Annotated in this window: 11 protein-coding genes and 3 pseudogenes; 9 read left to right on the top strand and 5 right to left on the bottom strand. The window is 49.3% G+C overall.

Annotated features, from left to right (window positions below; translation table 11 throughout):
- Both AB5Y71_RS17895 and AB5Y71_RS17890 read left to right on the top strand, forming a co-directional pair.
- Positions 1–473, top strand: a 473-nt coding sequence (locus AB5Y71_RS17895; RefSeq protein WP_368172132.1) for an IS5 family transposase, incomplete at its 5' end; no start/stop codon positions are given.
- Between the two features lie 117 nt (positions 474–590).
- A pseudogene (locus AB5Y71_RS17890) lies at positions 591–1,295 on the top strand (IS3 family transposase); the annotation flags it as partial.
- Between the two features lie 87 nt (positions 1,296–1,382).
- On the opposite strand, the gene AB5Y71_RS17885 reads toward AB5Y71_RS17890, so the two are convergent.
- The 4 genes and pseudogenes from AB5Y71_RS17885 to AB5Y71_RS17870 form a co-directional block, all read right to left on the bottom strand.
- The gene (locus tag AB5Y71_RS17885; protein ID WP_368172131.1) at positions 1,383–2,012 is read right to left on the bottom strand and encodes a hypothetical protein; all 630 of its coding nucleotides are present in this window, start codon (positions 2,010–2,012) and stop codon (positions 1,383–1,385) included.
- 229 nt (positions 2,013–2,241) lie between these two features.
- The gene (locus AB5Y71_RS17880; protein WP_368172130.1) at positions 2,242–6,270 is read right to left on the bottom strand and encodes an Ig-like domain-containing protein; all 4,029 of its coding nucleotides are present in this window, start codon (positions 6,268–6,270) and stop codon (positions 2,242–2,244) included.
- Between the two features lie 628 nt (positions 6,271–6,898).
- Complete coding sequence (locus tag AB5Y71_RS17875) at positions 6,899–7,333, bottom strand: hypothetical protein (RefSeq protein WP_368172129.1); 435 nt, start codon at positions 7,331–7,333, stop codon at positions 6,899–6,901.
- 373 nt (positions 7,334–7,706) lie between these two features.
- Positions 7,707–8,276: pseudogene (locus AB5Y71_RS17870) on the bottom strand (IS5 family transposase); the annotation flags it as partial.
- Positions 8,277–8,382: 106 nt separating this feature from the next.
- Between AB5Y71_RS17870 and AB5Y71_RS17865 the strand changes: the two are divergent.
- From AB5Y71_RS17865 to AB5Y71_RS17835, 7 genes and pseudogenes are all read left to right on the top strand, one after another.
- A pseudogene (locus AB5Y71_RS17865) lies at positions 8,383–9,405 on the top strand (IS110 family transposase).
- Between the two features lie 620 nt (positions 9,406–10,025).
- Entirely contained in the window at positions 10,026–10,601 is a 576-nt protein-coding gene (mobI, locus tag AB5Y71_RS17860) for a conjugative transfer protein MobI(A/C) (protein ID WP_368172128.1), read from the top strand.
- A 1,714-nt stretch (positions 10,602–12,315) separates the two neighbouring features.
- Positions 12,316–14,004, top strand: a complete 1,689-nt coding sequence (locus AB5Y71_RS17855; RefSeq protein ID WP_368172127.1) for a DUF927 domain-containing protein — start codon at positions 12,316–12,318, stop codon at positions 14,002–14,004.
- 47 nt (positions 14,005–14,051) lie between these two features.
- Entirely contained in the window at positions 14,052–14,315 is a 264-nt protein-coding gene (locus AB5Y71_RS17850; RefSeq protein WP_033115050.1) for a pyocin activator PrtN family protein, read from the top strand.
- A gap of 569 nt (positions 14,316–14,884) precedes the next feature.
- A complete protein-coding gene (gene zur / locus AB5Y71_RS17845; protein WP_005335805.1) occupies positions 14,885–15,343 on the top strand; it encodes a zinc uptake transcriptional repressor Zur in 459 nt (152 codons plus the stop codon).
- Complete coding sequence (locus AB5Y71_RS17840) at positions 15,333–15,794, top strand: chemotaxis protein CheX (protein ID WP_005335807.1); 462 nt, start codon at positions 15,333–15,335, stop codon at positions 15,792–15,794. Before zur ends, AB5Y71_RS17840 begins: the two co-directional genes overlap by 11 nt.
- A gap of 4 nt (positions 15,795–15,798) precedes the next feature.
- On the top strand, positions 15,799–16,029 hold the full coding sequence (locus AB5Y71_RS17835) for a hypothetical protein (protein WP_005335809.1): 231 nt from the start codon (positions 15,799–15,801) through the stop codon (positions 16,027–16,029).
- Between the two features lie 73 nt (positions 16,030–16,102).
- On the opposite strand, the gene brnQ is transcribed toward AB5Y71_RS17835, so the two are convergent.
- Positions 16,103–17,380 carry a branched-chain amino acid transport system II carrier protein gene (brnQ, locus tag AB5Y71_RS17830; RefSeq protein WP_368172134.1) on the bottom strand — a complete coding sequence of 426 codons (1,278 nt, stop codon included), beginning with the start codon at positions 17,378–17,380 and terminating at the stop codon, positions 16,103–16,105.
- Positions 17,381–17,664: the final 284 nt, after the last annotated feature.

Raw genomic sequence — 17,664 nt, 5'->3', positions numbered from 1 at the left:
ACTTCGGCATGAAGGCTCATATCGGTGTCGATGCCAAGAGTGGCCTGACGCACAGTCTGGAGACCACGGCAGCCAATGAGCACGACCTCAATCAAGTGGGAAATCGGCTCCATGGCGAGGAGGCATTTGTGTTCGCTGACGCAGGATGTCAGGGTGCAGAAAACCGTGAAGAGCTGGCGGATGTAAAGGCACAATGGGCGATTGTGATGCGACCTGGCAGGCTCAAGGAGCTCAAAAAGCATCCGCGCAAAAACAAGGCTGTGATTGCCTTTGAGAGGCTCAAATCCAGCATCCGCGCCAAAGTGGAGCACCCGTTTCGGATCATCAAACGTCAGTTTGGCTTTGTGAAGGCGCGGTTCAAGGGGCTGCGCAAGAACGACAACCAACTGGCGATGTTGTTTACGCTGGCGAATCTGTTTCGCGTGGACCAGATGATACGGGCATGGGATAGCTGTGCCCAAAAATCGAGATAAGCCTCGAAAATGAGGCTAAATGGCGCTTAATAGCCGAATACTTGCGAAAAAGTCAGGTTTTTGGAGTGATGGGCATTTCAAATGCGGACAAAGAGTTCGTGGTGAAGGTGCGATCCACTTGTTCGCACCTTCCCTCTGAGCGGCGGCGTGTATGGCTATCGCCGGGTTCATGGTGACCTGAATGAGGTCGGCGAAACCGGTAGTAAAAATCGGGTGGGACGGCTTATGCAACTAAGCCGGATCAAAGCAGTTCGCGGCTATAAAGTGCCACGCAGGGTATCCGGTAGACCTTCCGTCGTAGAGCCTAATCGTATACAGCGACAATTTACTGTTAGCCGGGCCAATCAGGTTTGGGTGACCGATATCACCTATATCCGCACTTGGCAGGGTTGGCTGTATCTAGCTGTGGTCATCGTTCTTTTCGCTCGTAACGTGGTGGGCTGGTCGATGAAACCTACCCTTTCACGCGAGCTCGCGCTGGATGCACTGATGATGGCCGTATGGCGACGTAAACCAGAAACAGAGGTCATCGTGCACTCGGATCAGGGTAGCCAATATGGTAGTGACGACTGGCAGCGTTTCTGCCGGGCCAACAACCTGGCACCAGGTATGAGCCGACGTGGCAACTGCTGGGATAATGCGGTTGCCGAATCGTTCTTCAGTCCGCTGAAAAAAGAGCGCATCAGAAAACGGATCTACAAAACCCGTGATCTGGCCCGCGCTGATATCTTTGATTACATTGAAGCGTTCTATAACAGGATCCGACGCCACAGCCACCTTGGTGGCGTCAGTCCGGAGGCCTTCGAACAGGCCTCGTCGTGAGGACAGAATATGTCTACCGTCGTGGGGTCAGTCCACTCTTGTGCATCTCCTCGAATCTCTGCATGAGCACACATTTATCATTCCGGTTTAACAGCGAGCACCTCTGTGGCCTTGTCGCCACCGATACACAATCGGTTTCTCCCCACTCAATAAGCTGGCCTTGCTGGTCAGCTCCGCAAGACGCTCTGACTCTACTCGACATAAGTAGACGTCATAGTGAATTTCCTGATTGCGCATCCCGGTGATGACATTGAGTTCAACTTGCTGCTGATGTGCCCAACGGCGCCATTTCTCCACATTTTCCGGATCCCTGTAGACACCGACCTGGACAATATGACGCCTCTGTTGAACTTGCGACTGAGGAGTCATTTGCTCGGAAAATGCGGGAAATATCCACTCGGTCTCATAAATCTCGGCGTCAGATAACACAGAGCCTACCGCAAACTCTGTAGCGACCAGCCAACCTGGGGTTGCAGGTACAGCAATATGATACCGGTACAAGACCATATAGAATGCGGCAACCAGGTTGATAAGGAACAACCCGATGATCAGATGATCAGAGTACCTTCGGACATGGCTCTGGGACGTAGAGGCAATCGGCGATGCTTCGGCCAACTCAGACTCGTGCTGCTTGCTGAACTCAGCATGTTCTAAAGGAATCAATAATGCTGGCTTTTCGGCAGAAAGTGACAGCATCGATTTATTGGTAAATTTCATAAACGATAGTTCAACGATCGATAAATAATAGATTTGATAAATCACCGAGTTTTACAAACTCTCTTATCAAATGACAATCGCCGCATGAAATACACCGAGCATGATTTAAATGCAAACGATTGGATAGATAATTACACCTATCGAAAATGGGTATCAACTGGGCAAGCCATATTATATCTTAGAGCACAAAAAGGCCATCACAATTCCTTGTGATGGCCTATCAAAACATTTAATAGGTAGGTCTGTTGGGCTGATTATCTTTTGGTTCTAATTTTACATTTACTTGTTTGGATGTAGCATTATGAGTAGCCAGGATACTAAATGACCCCTGGTAAGATGCCTTTCCTGAATAACTAAAGGTCGCTTTACCATCACGCCCTGTTGTCACACTACCAGGCAAAGAAATATTGCAGCCATCACCGGAGCAGCTGGGGCGACCAATGTTGACCACAGCCCCAGGAACTACGGATCCGGTCTCATTCTTCACCTCAACAGTCACTGTTTCTGAATACAGTCCATACACATGTGCATTGGCATTTAATGCTGAGACATAGTTAGTTGCTGATGTAGACTCAGGAACGATACAAAGTGTTGCCTTGGAAACATAATGGAGACCATACATTCCGTCGGTCAAATCACTTGAGTTTGCAAATCTCGTCGCACCCGTATTAATGTCCCCAACCGTAATACTTGTGTAGTTTGTGGCATCAGCACTAGTAAAATCCATTACATAGCTATTGGGCACAAAAAGTGGATACCACCACACATCAGCTTGAGGCCACATTAATCCTGCGGTATCAGGATATTTCGCCGCAAATGCAGCAAGCTCCACTGGTTTTACCGTTCTCGAGTTGGCATAACCATAACGACAATAGTAATGTTGACCTGATTGCTCAATACCCCCCCAGAGCTCCTTGATAGTCCATACACCCGAAGCCAAATTCTGAGCGAAAGGAACATAAAACACGCCGACACCGGGCAGACGAACCGCCATGCTTACATCAAAATTCGCACCATAGTTGATATTAACTCCATCTATAAATCCATTGACGGAAATACGGCCAACCGCAAAGCGCTGAGAGTTAATATCATCACCCACCCTCCAGTTTTGATGACTTGATAACTCATTATGGTGAGTGGTCACCAGCCCCTTGTTGACTGTCATCAACGATGAATCCGATGTTGTCCACACAAGGCCAAGATGATCATTAAGAACCAACTCGGAGCCATCACTCATCGAGCCGATCACTTCAAGCTGCTCGGTCAGCCCTGTCGGGATAAAGTTCCCGTTCTCAGGATGGGAGAACCTTGCGGAGACAAGCACGGCAGATGTAACGGAAACAGGGACAATCATGCTGATCGACTTGGCCCCCTCAAGCTTGGTCACCGTGACTTGTGCGGCGCCACTTGTTACCCCGCTAAGTAACCCACGATTGGACACAGTAGCAATCGATGTATCGTTACTCACCCAGCTCAGTGACGGGTCACTGGTCACATCACGGACGGAACCATCAGAGAGAGTGGCCACCGCTGTTAACTGTTGCGAACGCCCAGCCGGCAGTGCCGGAGCGGTAGGGGTTACGACAAGCGCAGTCACGATGGCATCACTCACTGTCACCCGCGCCTGACTTTGATAACTCTTACCGTTGGCAGCAAAAGTGGCTGTCACGGTAGCAGAGCCCACATTCTCCGCCTTAAGCATACCGCTGGTGTTGACGCTCACTGCATCTATATGGACATGCTCCGGGCTATCAATGGGAACGACAACGGAGTCTGGACGGACCTGATAGCTTGCATCAGCGGTAATATCGCGTGTTGTGCCGTCAGAATAGGTTGCCATCACAGTCAGTTGCTGACTCAGTCCTTTCGGAATAGTCAATGTCGTTGGAGTAAGCGTGATGGCGGTCACCACCGCGTCCGTCACCGTCAGGGCGGCAGTGGCCTCTACGTCGTCCAGCACGGCACTGATAGTCACCGTGCCCGCGCTAACAGCAGTAGCCACACCATCACTGATGTTGGCAATCGCCATATCGCTAGTGCGCCAGTTAACCATATCACTGACATCAATAACCTCACCGTCGCTGTAAGTGGCGACTGCGGCAAATGAATGGGTCATTCCTACCGCCAGAGATACAGTATTCGGGTCAATACGGAGCGCGCTCAGAACGGCATCACTCACCTTGATAGTGGCCTCGGCTCTGGTTCGCTCACTACCAACCAGCATCGAAGCAGTAATCGTGGCCTCTCCCATTTCAAGGGCAGTGACGACGCCATTGCCATCAATGGTCACCAGGGCAGGATTGCTGCTGCTCCAGCTCAGGTCAGGATCATCCGTAACGATAGTGGTGGTGCCATCGGAGAGAATGGCGGTAGCAACCAACGCCTGAGTAGCGCCTTTGGGCAAGGTTGTTGCCACAGGCGTCACTTGCAGCTCGGTGATCACGGCCTCAGTCACTTGCAGCTGAGCCTGAGCGTTATGAGCCGTGCCGTTGACAAGCATATGAGCAGAGATGGTGGCAATACCTACCTTGCCCCCTTTCGCCAACCCGGACTTGCCACCGATAGTTGCGACCTCGATATCACTGCTGCTCCAGCTTATTGCATCGCTACCGGTTACATTCTGGGTGGAACCATCTGACATCATGGCAATAGCGGTATATTGCTGCGGCATGCCAGCAGCGATGGCTGCGCTGACTGGCGTCACCTGCAACCCCGTCATCACGGTTTCTGTCACTGTAGCCTGAGCGGTGGCAACAATGTTACGACCGTCAGCATTATAAACTGCCTGTACGGTTACATTGCCCTGACGAACCGCCTTGGCAACACCATTACCACTGAGCTGGTTACTGACGATGGTGAGCATTGATGGTTCACTGCTACTCCAGCTCAGACCATGTGTATTGGTAATATCCAGCATGGAGCCATCAGAGTAGGTCATCATTGCCCTGAATGCATGTTCCAACCCCAGCGGAATGGCTACATCCGCCGGAACAATATTGAGTGTGCTCGGCACAGCTGCAGTCACCTGCAAGTGGGCATTAGCGCTATAAACAGCAGGACCGATAGCAAGAGTTGCGCGGATCTGTGAGTCACCACTGGCGACGGCCTTCACCAAACCATTCAGATCGATGGTAGCAACCCCGGGATTGCTACTCACCCAGCTCACGGATTCATGGTTGGTAACATCCACTGCGGAACCATCCGTCATCATAGCGGTAGCGATATATTGCTGTTCCACACCAGAAGGCAGAGACTTCACTGCAGGAGTAACCTGAATGGATGCAATTTCCGCATCACTTACATGCACTTGAGAAGAGGTTGTCAACATCACCCCATTGATGTTGATAGTGGCAGAGATTGTTACATTACCGACTTTCACACCCGTTGCTGTACCAGTATTGGATATTGTTGCAACAGTACTATCACTGGTTTTCCAGTTGATATCTGTAGGGGAAATGACACCACGGTGAACACTTCCATCTGACGCGATCGCAGTGGCAGTAAACTCCTGCGACAAACCAACAGGAATGGATGCATTGACTGGGGTTATCTGCAAACCAACAATAACTGCATCACTCACTTCTAACTCAGCTGTCGAGCTGTAATTATTACCATCAAGAGTTGCCGACACGCTGACAGTCGCAACACCAGGCTTTATTCCAGTCGCGATCCCCGTATTTGTATCGATGGTCGCAATGCCTACCGGGCTGACCGACCAAGAAGTGATCGGGTCGCGAGTGATATCTTGCGTGGTGCCATCAGTAAAAACCGCTGTCGCAATAAATGGTTCGGTTAACCCTACCGGAATAACCGTTTTCGTAGGAGTTACCTGAATTGTACTAATCGTCTTTCTGATAATGTCAATTTTTGCTGAAGAAGATACCTTTACATCCCCCTCAGAATAAGAGGCTATAACTTGCGTAGAACCTTCAGCTTTTGTGACCAAGTGTAATTGACTATCAGGGCCTATAGATTCAATAGCAGCATGTTCCGCAGAATCAACAATCCACTCTGCTGAGTTTGTCACATCCTGCGTCGAGCCATCACTATAGCTTGCAATAGCAGCCAACGGATGTGCCAAACCCAAGGGAATTGCGGCATTATCCGGGGAAATAGAGATAGAAACCAATGCTGGTTTGGCAGTACCTGAACCATCACCAGAGCCAGCCCCACCACCACTATCTCCATCACCACCACCGCAAGCGGCTAATAGCGACACCGCAGCTAAAATAGAAGTTAACTTTCTGAAAAAACTCATAATACAACTGTTCCTAAACCAGATTAGATTTATTAAGTATTCTTAAAGCAAGACGCAACATTATTGCTGTTGGTTGTTGCTGCTTTTACGGCAAAGCAAGACCAAAATACCCCCCACCGCAAAAAAGCGGTAAGAATAAAACAAAATAAATATCCCCCCCACACAGAACCTAGGTGATATTATTTTTTATCTAGACACACAGAAAACCAATAAGTGACTGTATTTAATTGGTTTTTATTTATATTTAGCACATACCAAAGCAAGCCGCTCACAAAAAGGCCCTGGAATAACCAGGGCAAACGAGGGATGCGCTCCGATGAAAAAAGCACCCTTTGACATCACGGAATCTCAAAAAATTAAAGCCACAACCATTATTTACTATGCTTTTATTGGCATATTTCATTCCAAATGAAGCTACAGACGCAGCCTGCCACCTGCTCAACGTCAAAACTCAAAACTCAAAGCTCAAAGCTCAGATCAACCATAGAAACACGTCGAATAGGAAAAACAACACAGCCCTGAGCAGACCAACACGGAAATAAATAATCCCCAAAACAGCACCTCATTTAATGAGGGTACAAAACCTCATCACAGCCACATGCTCATAAAAAGTTAGCAACTGATAAATCTAGGCCCCCATGATTTGGGTTGAACTCAGAAGGTTGAATGACTCGGTACGCATACTAGACAAGACTATTGATATAAAATCACAAGCTAAAAAAGCGCCCACCAACATTATAAAACAATATAACCCTACCGGATTAGACGCCATCAACAAAATATTCACAAGACATATAGTTCTAACGAAAAAAAACGCATCTTTCAATCTCCTTATCTTCCTTATTGCCCCCGCCTTAGTATTGGCAACAACCATATCAGCGACAACTTCCCACCCATCGCGACGTTGCCATACAACGAACGCGACAAAATCATCTACCTTTTGAAAATTATTTTTGCATGCCTGGAGCTCCCCCTTTCTTTGGAACACCAAATAACACGATGCGCCTTCGAGCTGAAAATAGTAATCATCAAAACCTAGTGACTCATCAAACTCACGCTTCACACCTAAATGCCTCACACCAAAGATAACAAAACCTTTTAACATGAAGTAAAAATAGAGCTCCCCGGGGCCATCTCAAAAAAAATAAAACAACACGATTGATAATAAATATTAATAAAGACATAACCGTAGAGGCGCACGGGAATAGAGTTTACTTATGGATTCAAATTCGATCTCAGGTTATGCAGTGGATTTGCTCGCCTAGATGCAGATATTTTTGCCCGCTTAGAATGGTGATACTCAACTGTGCAGATATTCCCATGGTGTGCAGCCCCCGAAGGTACTGTGAGTGTGGATCTCGTTGTAATGCTCGAACGCTGCGTTGTTGCCCACATGACCCTCCCCCGCCAACTAATGCAGCCCTAGTTGACCTTGACACTCGAGGCTTTTTGACAGGCAGATCCTGAGTATTCGGTTTGTTTATGGCGCTGGCATACGCCATGACTTCTCCCACTTGGCAATTACTGATTTTCCCTGCCAGCAACCGCTGGAACAGATTCATTGCCGTCTCTGCCAGCGAGCGATGGTGATACCCCGATATCTTCTTCCAGTACGTCAGCCCTTCCTTACGCATCACCAGCACAGCGTCATTTCTTGGGTGCTCCTTTTTCCATAACCCCGCGCTCTTGCGAGGCGGGAAACAGGCTGTCGCCCCTTTCCGCGAGATAAACTGATGGCTGGCTTTGCTGTCGTAGGCGCCATCTACATAAACATGCTCCAGCTTCAGACGTAGTGGGTTGAGCAAGGTCGGTAGCACTTCGGCGTCATAGACATTATCCAACGACATCTCCGCTGCCAGGATATCGTGAGTCGCCGGGTCCACCGCCAAATGCAACTTGCGCCAAACTCGGCGCTTTTCTGCGCAGTGTTTCCTGACTTTCCACTCGCCTTCGCCAAATGCCTTGAGGCCAGTCGAGTCGATAACCAGGTCGGTAACCTGCCCTTTATATGGCAGCCGATCCCCCCTGTAGTAATGGGATAGTCGCCCCTCCCTAAGCGGCACCTAACGTGCCTATGTGGCGAATGTAACTTCCCACTGACTTGTAAATGAAATCAACACGATTGGCATCAATTTGGCCAAAAATGTCCTGCAGGTTCATGACGTGGATGAGCGCGACAAAGTGCTGCTGAATAAGCAGCTCAAGCGGGACCTGATGATCACTTTCTTTGCCAACCTTTCCCCTTGCCTGATTGGCATGGAAGCGTGCAGCAGTGTCCATTTTTGGGCCAACAAGCTGCAAGAGCTGGGACATACGGTGAAACTGATGGCGCCGCAATTCGTTAAGCCTTATGTGAAGACCAACAAGAAGGATGCAGCGGATGCTGAGGCCATGTGCGAAGCGGTGACCCGGCCCACCATGCGCTTCGTACCGATAAAGAGCAGTGAGCAATTGGCGGTCCTGGCTCTGCATCGCGCTCGGCAGGGATTCGTTAAGGCAAGGGCCGCCCAGACCAATCAGATCCGTGGATTACTGGCCGAACATGGCCTCATCATTCCCCAGGGCATTACTCATATTGGTAAACAGGTTCCCAAACTCCTGGAAGATAGTGAAAACGGCTTGCCAGAGATATTTCGCCAATTACTGATGCGGCTCCACGAGCACCTTAAAGCCCTCGACAAACAGGTCCACAAGTTGGAGGACGCGATCGTTCGCTGGCATCAAGACAGTGCTATCAGCCAAAAATTAGCACCGCTGCCAGGCATCGGACCGCTCACCGCCAGTGCACTGGTAACTTCCATCGGCGATGCAAAAAACTTCAAGAATGGCAGACAGTTGGCAGCTTGGCTGGGGTTAGTCCCTAGACAGCATTCCAGCGGTGGCAAATAAACGTTGCAGGGGATCAGTAAGCGTGGTGACAGCTATCTACGCCCCCCACTCATCCATGGCGCTCGGGCCATGTTGCTGGCGGCATAACGCAAGGAGTCGTTTGCAGGGAGCTGGCTGGCCGGGGTGATGGGGCGACGCAACAGCAACGTAGCGACGGTTGCACAAGCCAACAAAACAGCCCGTATGGTCTGGGCTTTGCTGGTGCACGACAGACAGTACGATGCCAAATATGGCGTGGCAGCATGATGAGCCAGTTTACTACGACAAAGGCTGGCTGATCGTTCCGTGACAAGACTTTCATAAAGAGCACCGATTGCACAGGCAATCATGAAGTGATGGCGAGACAGGTCAGACCGTGACAGGTAAAACCAAATGAATTCAAGGCACTTTAAAGTGCGATTGATTGATCGAGGAGCCTGCCAGCAAATTCCATCAGGGATAGAGGCTGTAGCCTCGATTGAAATCCGGATCTATGGCTGCAATCTCCACCTGGCTCACTTTTATGGATTGAGGGCTTGGCAAACCGGGGCAACCATCTATGGACTATCATCCAGCAAACTAGCTTAGGTGGCACAGTCGCTACGGGACGCTCGTATTCTACAGCACCTCAAACAGGTCCCACATCACTAGTGGACCGACGTCTCCAAGGTCCCTGCACCATGTTGCAGCGCTAGATTGTTCGTCATTGCTGGGCCCCACATCAGATAAGCTATTGGAAAGGAATTGGATAGGTCTTTGGAGCAGGAGTAATCATCTTGGGACCTGCAATATCTATCCAAACGCCCCAAAAGGGCAGATACAGAGCGCAGGTTTTTGCAGCCTCATGTTTAACATCTGTGGTGTCATAACCAAGGTCAGGAGGATGCATGACACAACAGAACATTTCCCGCATGGCAGAAGCATGGCGAACAATCAGCCGCAAACAGACGACTCAAGCAGATCGGGATAACGCCACCCGTATGGCATTACAGCAGTGCGGGGAGTACCTCATCGCCATCCACGACATGGCGGAGATTGAGCAGAGGCGCTACGAGTTTCTAGCAAATCGACTCTGCGACCATTTTTGGCAACACAATCGCGCGCACAGAACCAAGCAGACCCCCGGTTATCCGGGCCATTTCGGTTGCAGGGCACGAGTTCGTCAATTCAAGTTGGAATGTCACTGGTATTACAATCAATTCATTGAACAGCCAAGAGGATCAGGGAAGCACAAGGTTCTTAGTCATTACCTACCCCGAAATGGTCAGTTTTCATACTATAAATCGACATTTACCCCTGCGCATGACTGGGAAAAACCTGTCATTTTGGCGATAGAAGAAGGCTTTATCCTGATACGCCAACTCAATGATCAGTTGATGCAGTTGCGTCGGCTTTCTCGCAGCAGTCAACGTCTACTAGGCACACTGAGCCAGCACCTTGATAAGATGGATCTTCTCTCATGACTCGCTTATCAGCTCAAACGCATTACAAAAGCAGCCCCAGTTTCTGACAGTTACTGTGTAGGTAGTATCTCGTACAGCCCTTGAGGTATTAATGAGCGATCAGTCATGATGGCATCGAAATGCGCTCAGGGGCTATCTATATGAAAAACAATAAAAAGCCTGTCAACTCGCAGGCCCAGCAACACCAAGTGCCACTACCGAGCAGCTCTCTTGTAACACCCAACTTAAGATGAACTTTGCACCTAAATCACAAATAAACATAAAAATCAAGATGTTGTTGATGATTCCCCACAGATAGTGCATAGTTTCCAATGTCATACGGAGGGCGTTTTATGAACAGCATCGTCATTTTGATCACTCTATTTCTTTTCCTTCTTGGCGTTGCAGTAACTGCCGCATATCTTTACAGAGAGAAGCAAAAAATTTCACACGAACAAAGGACTGGTCGAAAGAATCTGTAGAACAATCAACTGGACATCGTCACATATTCATAATGTTCTGAGTTAGCGATGGTAGATATTTATTCTAATCTGTACAGTCACATAAATAGTACCGGCGCGCTGTCTTTTTTTAATTAAGGGATGGTTGAATTTTCATTTTAAACATCAATTTTGACCTATCTGAACATCTAAATAATTCACGTGTAACATTTTTATGAACTCACATTAAAAACCACATCGTCAATGAATAATCAAATTTATGTAACTCCGTAAATACTTTAAAAATAAGGATAGGTTAAATGCCATGAAGGTACTTTGTGAAACTACGTCTATATGATTTTAACGGAGGTCATTATGAAATGACTTAATAAATATATTCTTGATGGCTGTTGTAGTCCTTGGTTGGGCAATACTTGAAATCACAGACTGGGGCTATGCCGTTCTAGCCATCCCTGTTGTTTATTGGCTCAAACCCTTGCTGGATTTGTTACACAAGTACTTGATACTGACCCTTACATTTTGGATATTGGTAGCAGTTTTTTCTTGGCAAGCAGCCCTTGTTGGCTGGTTATACTATAGATTTCTCATTACCCCAAAAGACACTTATGCAAACGATTCCAGCAGAAAAAAATAAAAATCAGGCTGATTTTAGATGGTCGTGACGTTGAAACAGGGGAGAATATTAACTCACCATTTTGGTAAAACTTTTGTTATTTAAAACGATAGATGCCTAACTCGACTCCCTTCTATGATAGTCCTGTTACATAATGCAAGACATCACTCGCATTTTTAACCATTACGAGCCATCCGGGATCTCACCTAGGGATACCATCCAGTAGACGTAAAAACTTTCACATGTGAAATTTCTGACCGGTTCGTAGGTCAAAAAATAATACTGTAATTGCCCCAATACGGTGAAATAGTCTGAGCCAAGCAAAGTTGTGCCATAAGATGTTGTTTTATATTGAAATAATTTTTTTATGTTTTTCCCAAAAAGGACACATTGAGCGACCGTGTTCTCTGCATACAACCTTCAGAATGTACCTGCCTACACATGAAAAGTACGGAGGATGTATGACTGAAACAAACAATAGAAAATTGCCCGCGAGAGCTAAGTTCGCTGAACAGCCCCCCCTTTCATATTCGACAGTACATCGACGTGTAAAACTAGGAATCCTCCCAGCCACCATCAGATCATGTCCCACCGGACATTCAATAAGATTCACGTTGCTTAGCATTCAACTACACCTGAATAACATTTGAGGAGGGGGGGTATGGAATTTCGATTACTGCCGGATGGATTGGAGTTCAAGGAATCGGAGCGCTGGGTCAAACTCGGGGGTTATATCAACGTGCTGGCTAGAACCCGCACCTCAGATCAGAGGCGTAGACACGGAATTTTGCTGGAGTGGAAAAACTTGGATGGTGTTAAGTTACAAGAAATTGTCCTTATGCGGCATCTCCTGGGGGATAACAGCAGACACATTCAGGAAATGTTGCTCGATTCAGGCTATCAACTAGAGCAAAGCCCCCTCGCTTGGCTACGTATCCGGCGCTATCTATTCAATAAACTCCAACATGCTGAACCAGCAACATGCGCGGAACGAACCGGTTGGCATTCTGAGGCCTTTGTTACCCCTGGCTGGAGTGTCCCTAGGAGTAACACAAAATTGTATTTTGTGCGCAGCGGATTGAATATGGGTCTGCGGCAGTCCGGTACCCATGAGCAGTGGAAGGAGGAAATTGGCAAACTTTGTATTGGTAATCCGATGCTTATTTTTTGCTGTGGCGTGGCTCTAAGTGCTCCACTACTGAGCAGCTCTGGAGTTGAGAACCTGATATTCCATCTCTATAACCACTCTGAGTCGGGCCAACCAATAGCTCTGAATGTGGCCTCATCACTTTTAGGCGATGAGTCTCTGATTCGAACTTGGCAGAGTACCTCTCATAGCCTATCTACAACCACTGTAATGCATAACGATATTCCACTACTCCTGAATGAACTATCTCAGGCCAAGGCAGAAGATGTAGATACTGCCGTTAACTCCATTTGTAGCGGTAGCCCCAAGCCAAGAGCCAACGAAGAATCAGACAGTTTTGCCATAGGTGAGCCTTGGCGGACCATAGCTTTATCCAGTGGAGAGGTGACTTTGACTGAGCACATGGCCCAGCTAGTTACAGTTCCATTTTCTAAACAACGAAACCGAGTGGTTGAGATCCCTGTAACAGGTCAGCTCGGTATTTTTGATAGACTCCATGGTTTCAAAAAACCAAACCTCTTGGCTGATGAATTGCAGCGGCGCTGCAAGAAATACCACGGCTCGTTATTCCAGTTATGGGTAGATAGATTGGCCAGCTACGAAGAGATTGAGCTGGAGCGCAAGGTATCACAACACCTTTCATATCGTTGTGACCTCATTAGAGAAAATGCAGAGCGGCTACTGGGCTACTCCGTCAGTCCACAAGTTATGCGAGTAATTCGGCAATTTGCCTTAGTTCAGTCAGCGCTGATCACGGCCAATTATTTCGATCTGTTGCCCTGGCGAGAACATCACTCCGAGGATGCAGTTAACCATTGTTTCAATCTCTGGCTAAAAAGCCGCGGTCATGGCCTAGATACTGAAGATTATCGGTTGTTTAGTATGTTGAAAATGGCCATACCTGACTGGGGACCATACATTAGGACACTGGATAGTCGACTGAACTCTAGTGTTGGTTACAGCAGAACATATCAGGGAGAACTGCAATGGTTAATCAAACCTGATGTATTGAAACAAGTGTTAGATTTTCGCCCTCAATATCGTTCACAAATACAGCGATTAATCAATAAAAACTGGTTGCAATTCAATGATTTCGAAAGATTTACTCTTAATATTGTTCGCGAGAAAAAAACAGCTCCCTATTTTGCCATCTGGCCAGAACGAATCAAAAAAGACCTAGCTGCATTGGGGGTGATTGAATGAATGTTCCTGTTTTCCCTGCACCACTAACCCTGTTGTGAGGTAGCAGCATGCAGACTGTTTTTATGCTTTTAGCACAATACGAGAAACCCATCGTACCGCTCAAAGAGATCTGTAGTGAGTACTTTGGTCTGTCATATCAAACTGCCAGACAGCGGGCAAATGCCGGGATGCTCCCCATCCCAACGTTCCGAACGAGCCAAAAGAGCGACTATCTTGTGCACCTGAATGACCTGGCCAGCTATATAGATCAGCAGAGAGAGAAAGAAGTTCGCAGGTTAACCGCGATCACAAAGATGGAGGCTCGAAGATAATCTTCTGGATGGGAAAGCCCGCTAGTCGCGGGCTTTTTTCATTCTGCTCTTTGTCTGTGGTCTGGGTCAGTTTATAGATGCACCTACCTGCACAGCAAACAGCTCAAGAAAGACATATAGGCAATACAGCAACCCATGCTTCCTCCTCTTCACCCTTAAGGGCTGGATTGAGTATACTCAAATAGTCACCACCACCAACATAACATGTTGATAAAGATGACTTTTGTATTTAAAGAACAATGTTATTGGGACATATTCGCAAAGTAGACGAGAAGATCAAAAAGACTTGAGAACAACACCTGTTTAAAGCCATTTTGGCAACCACCTGCCCCATATCTGCCCCATGGAAATTGAAGTCCACGCCTGATAAGGGCTAGAGAAAAAATCTCACCAATCCAGCATGGGGGCGATGGAAAAACGCTGCGCCTGCATAAAAATCATCCGGGTTGGCTAAAGAAAGGGGCGGATTTTATCACAACGTGAAGCAGCCCCAGAAAATGAATTTTGTCGCCGCGTCATGCGAGGCCCTGTGATAGTATCCGGCTAATAGAAAGGGTATCTGCGCGATCATGAATCAAGACCAACTTTTACAACGAGCCGAGCGACTCTGTATACAGCGAGGGATCCGCTTCACCCCGACCCGACGTCAGGTATTTCGCCTGCTGGCGGCACACGGCAACGCCATCAGCGCCTATGATTTGTTGGCCCAGCTGCAACAAACCGAAGCCAATGCCAAGCCGCCAACCGTCTATCGGGCACTCGATTTTTTGCTCGAACAGGGCTTTGCTCACAAGGTGGAATCTCTCAACGCGTTTATCTTCTGCTGCCACTTCGATCACGCTCACCCGATGCAGTTGCTGATCTGCGACGAGTGCGGGGATGTGGTCGAGCTTCACGATACGGCGATCGATAGCGCGTTTTCCGAGCAGGCCCACTTGCATGGTTTTACTATTACCAATAAGACGATAGAGGCACATGGCCAATGTGCCCGTTGTACGCCCACTGTAGGAAGTCATCATGAAGGCTGATTTTGTAAATCCGTTCCTGCTATCCCTGCTCAATGTGCTCTCGACCATGGCACAGCTGGAACTCAAACCGGGCAAACCGAAACGCAAGATGGATGAGCTGGCGCGCGGCGACGTCTCCGGCCTGATCGGCATGGTCGGCCCGCAGACCCGTGGTTCCCTCTCCATCAGCTTCGAGAAGGGGCTGGCGCTGGAGATCATGCGCCGCATGCTGGGGGAAGCTCCCGCCAACATCAACGAAGAGGTGACCGACATGGTCGGTGAAATCACCAACATGGTGACTGGCGGTGCCAAACGGATGCTGGGCGAGAAGGGCTACGAGTTTGACATGGCGACCCCCATCATCGTCTCCGGCCCCAACCACACCATTACCCACCGTGCCGATGGCACCAAGATCATGATGCCGTTCGAATCGGATTTCGGTCGCGCCACTATCGAAATCTGCTTCGAGTAACCCTATGTGGAAAGCATTGAAATGGATTTTCATCTGCTGGGCCCTGCTGTTGATCCTGTCGGACATTCAGATCAGCACCTCCCTCTACAAGTACGAAGATAACCGGGTGCTCATCAACTTCCCGCGCTGGGAAGCCAAGCAGCCCTGGGGCACCTTCGAGTGGCATGCCGGACGGGTAGAAACCCACTGGTATGGTCTGGAGGGCAAACCCAAGCCGAAAGGCCCGCAAATCTGATCCGGTAACGGATCCGGCAGAAACAGAAGAGGCCAGCAGATGCTGGCCTCTTTGCTATCTCGTTGTTCCTGAATCAAGCCGCTTCGGCAGCCAACTTCCCGCTTGGTCGCACCAGGATGCCGACGATGCAGGCCAGCAGAGTCGGCAGCAGCCAGGCAAGCCCCTTGTCGAACAGCGGTAGGAAGGCAAAGCCGTCCATCGCCATCCCGGCAGCCCCCAGCCCATCGAGGCAACCAAACAGAAAGGCGACCGTCAGCACGCCGCGAAACGCCAGCCGTGGCTGGGCAAACCATCCCTTGAGGAAGGTCACCAACACCAGCGCGATGGCAACCGGATAGATGGCCACCAGCACCGGAATCGAGAGGCCGATCAGCTCGCTCAGCCCCACATTGGCCACCACTGCACAGAGCGCCCCCAGCAGCATGACCCAGTTGCGATAGGCCCAACCTGTAAGGCCATGGAAGTAGTCGGCACCGGCACAGAGCAGGCCGACCGCACTGGTAAAACAGGCCAGGGTGATGATGGCAGCCAGAATAAACTGACCCGGTTGGCCAAACAGACTCTGGACGTAAGCATTGACGATGGCCCCACCATTGCTGATATCGCTTGCCACCCCACCGGCGCTGTTGCCCAGCTGAAAGAGCGAGACATACACCGCCGACAACCCGACCGCCGAGATCAAGCCTGCAATGGTCAGATATTTGAACTGGCTGCGATAATCCTCGATCCCCTTCTGGCGCAGCAACCCGATGATCAGGGCTCCAAACATCAGGGAGGCCAGGGTATCCATGGTGTTGTACCCCTCCAGCATTCCTTTGGTCAGGGCTGCATCTATGTACTCACCGCTGGCATCTGGCATGGCGCCCTGCGGCGTCATAAAGACCCCGACCGCCAGAATAAGCAGCATCACCATCAGGGCTGGGGTCAGATACTTGCCGACCGCATCGAGCAGCTTGCCCCGATCGAGCGCCACCAGGATCACCAGCGCAAAGAAACTCAGGGTGTAGATCAGCAACCCCTCATGACCGGCATCGCCAAGCCACGGCTTGAGCCCCATCTCGTAGGCAACCAGACCGGTGCGGGGAATGGCAAAAGCAGGCCCCATGATGATATAGATGGCGATAGCCAGCGCCGTCGCCGCCCCGGCGGGCAGATAGCGGGTCATTCCGGTCCAGCCACTCGCGCCGCCCCCCGAACTCCCCTTGGCCACCGCAATCAGGGTGATCAGCGGCAAGCCCACTGCCGTTAGCAAAAAGCCGCACATGGCGGCCAGCAGATGCTCACCAGCCATAAAACCGGCCAGCGGCGGAAAAATGATATTGCCAGCCCCCAGATAGAAGGCAAACGTCATAAACCCCAATCCGAATACGTCGGACAACTTCAATGATTTCGTCAAACTCAGCCTCATCTGCCTTATCAGCTTGTTATTGATTGCACCCACTGCCTGGCAGATAACCGGTAACAATACCTCTCGCCCCCACACGGCCCGCGGACCGGATGAGGCGCATCACCTTTAGCATAAAGAAGAGGAGTTCGATCTCAATCACCAATTAATATCTTGAAACAATTTACTGCTGCGGAATTAATCGCCGAACAACTCGGCGCTCCATAAACAGGTGTCACACGTGGCGTATG

Origin of the sequence: Aeromonas sp. R9-2 (assembly GCF_040908025.1) — a bacterium.
In the GTDB taxonomy this organism is placed as follows: Bacteria; Pseudomonadota; Gammaproteobacteria; order Enterobacterales; family Aeromonadaceae; genus Aeromonas; species Aeromonas veronii.
This window is presented reverse-complemented; position numbering and strand designations above follow the sequence as displayed.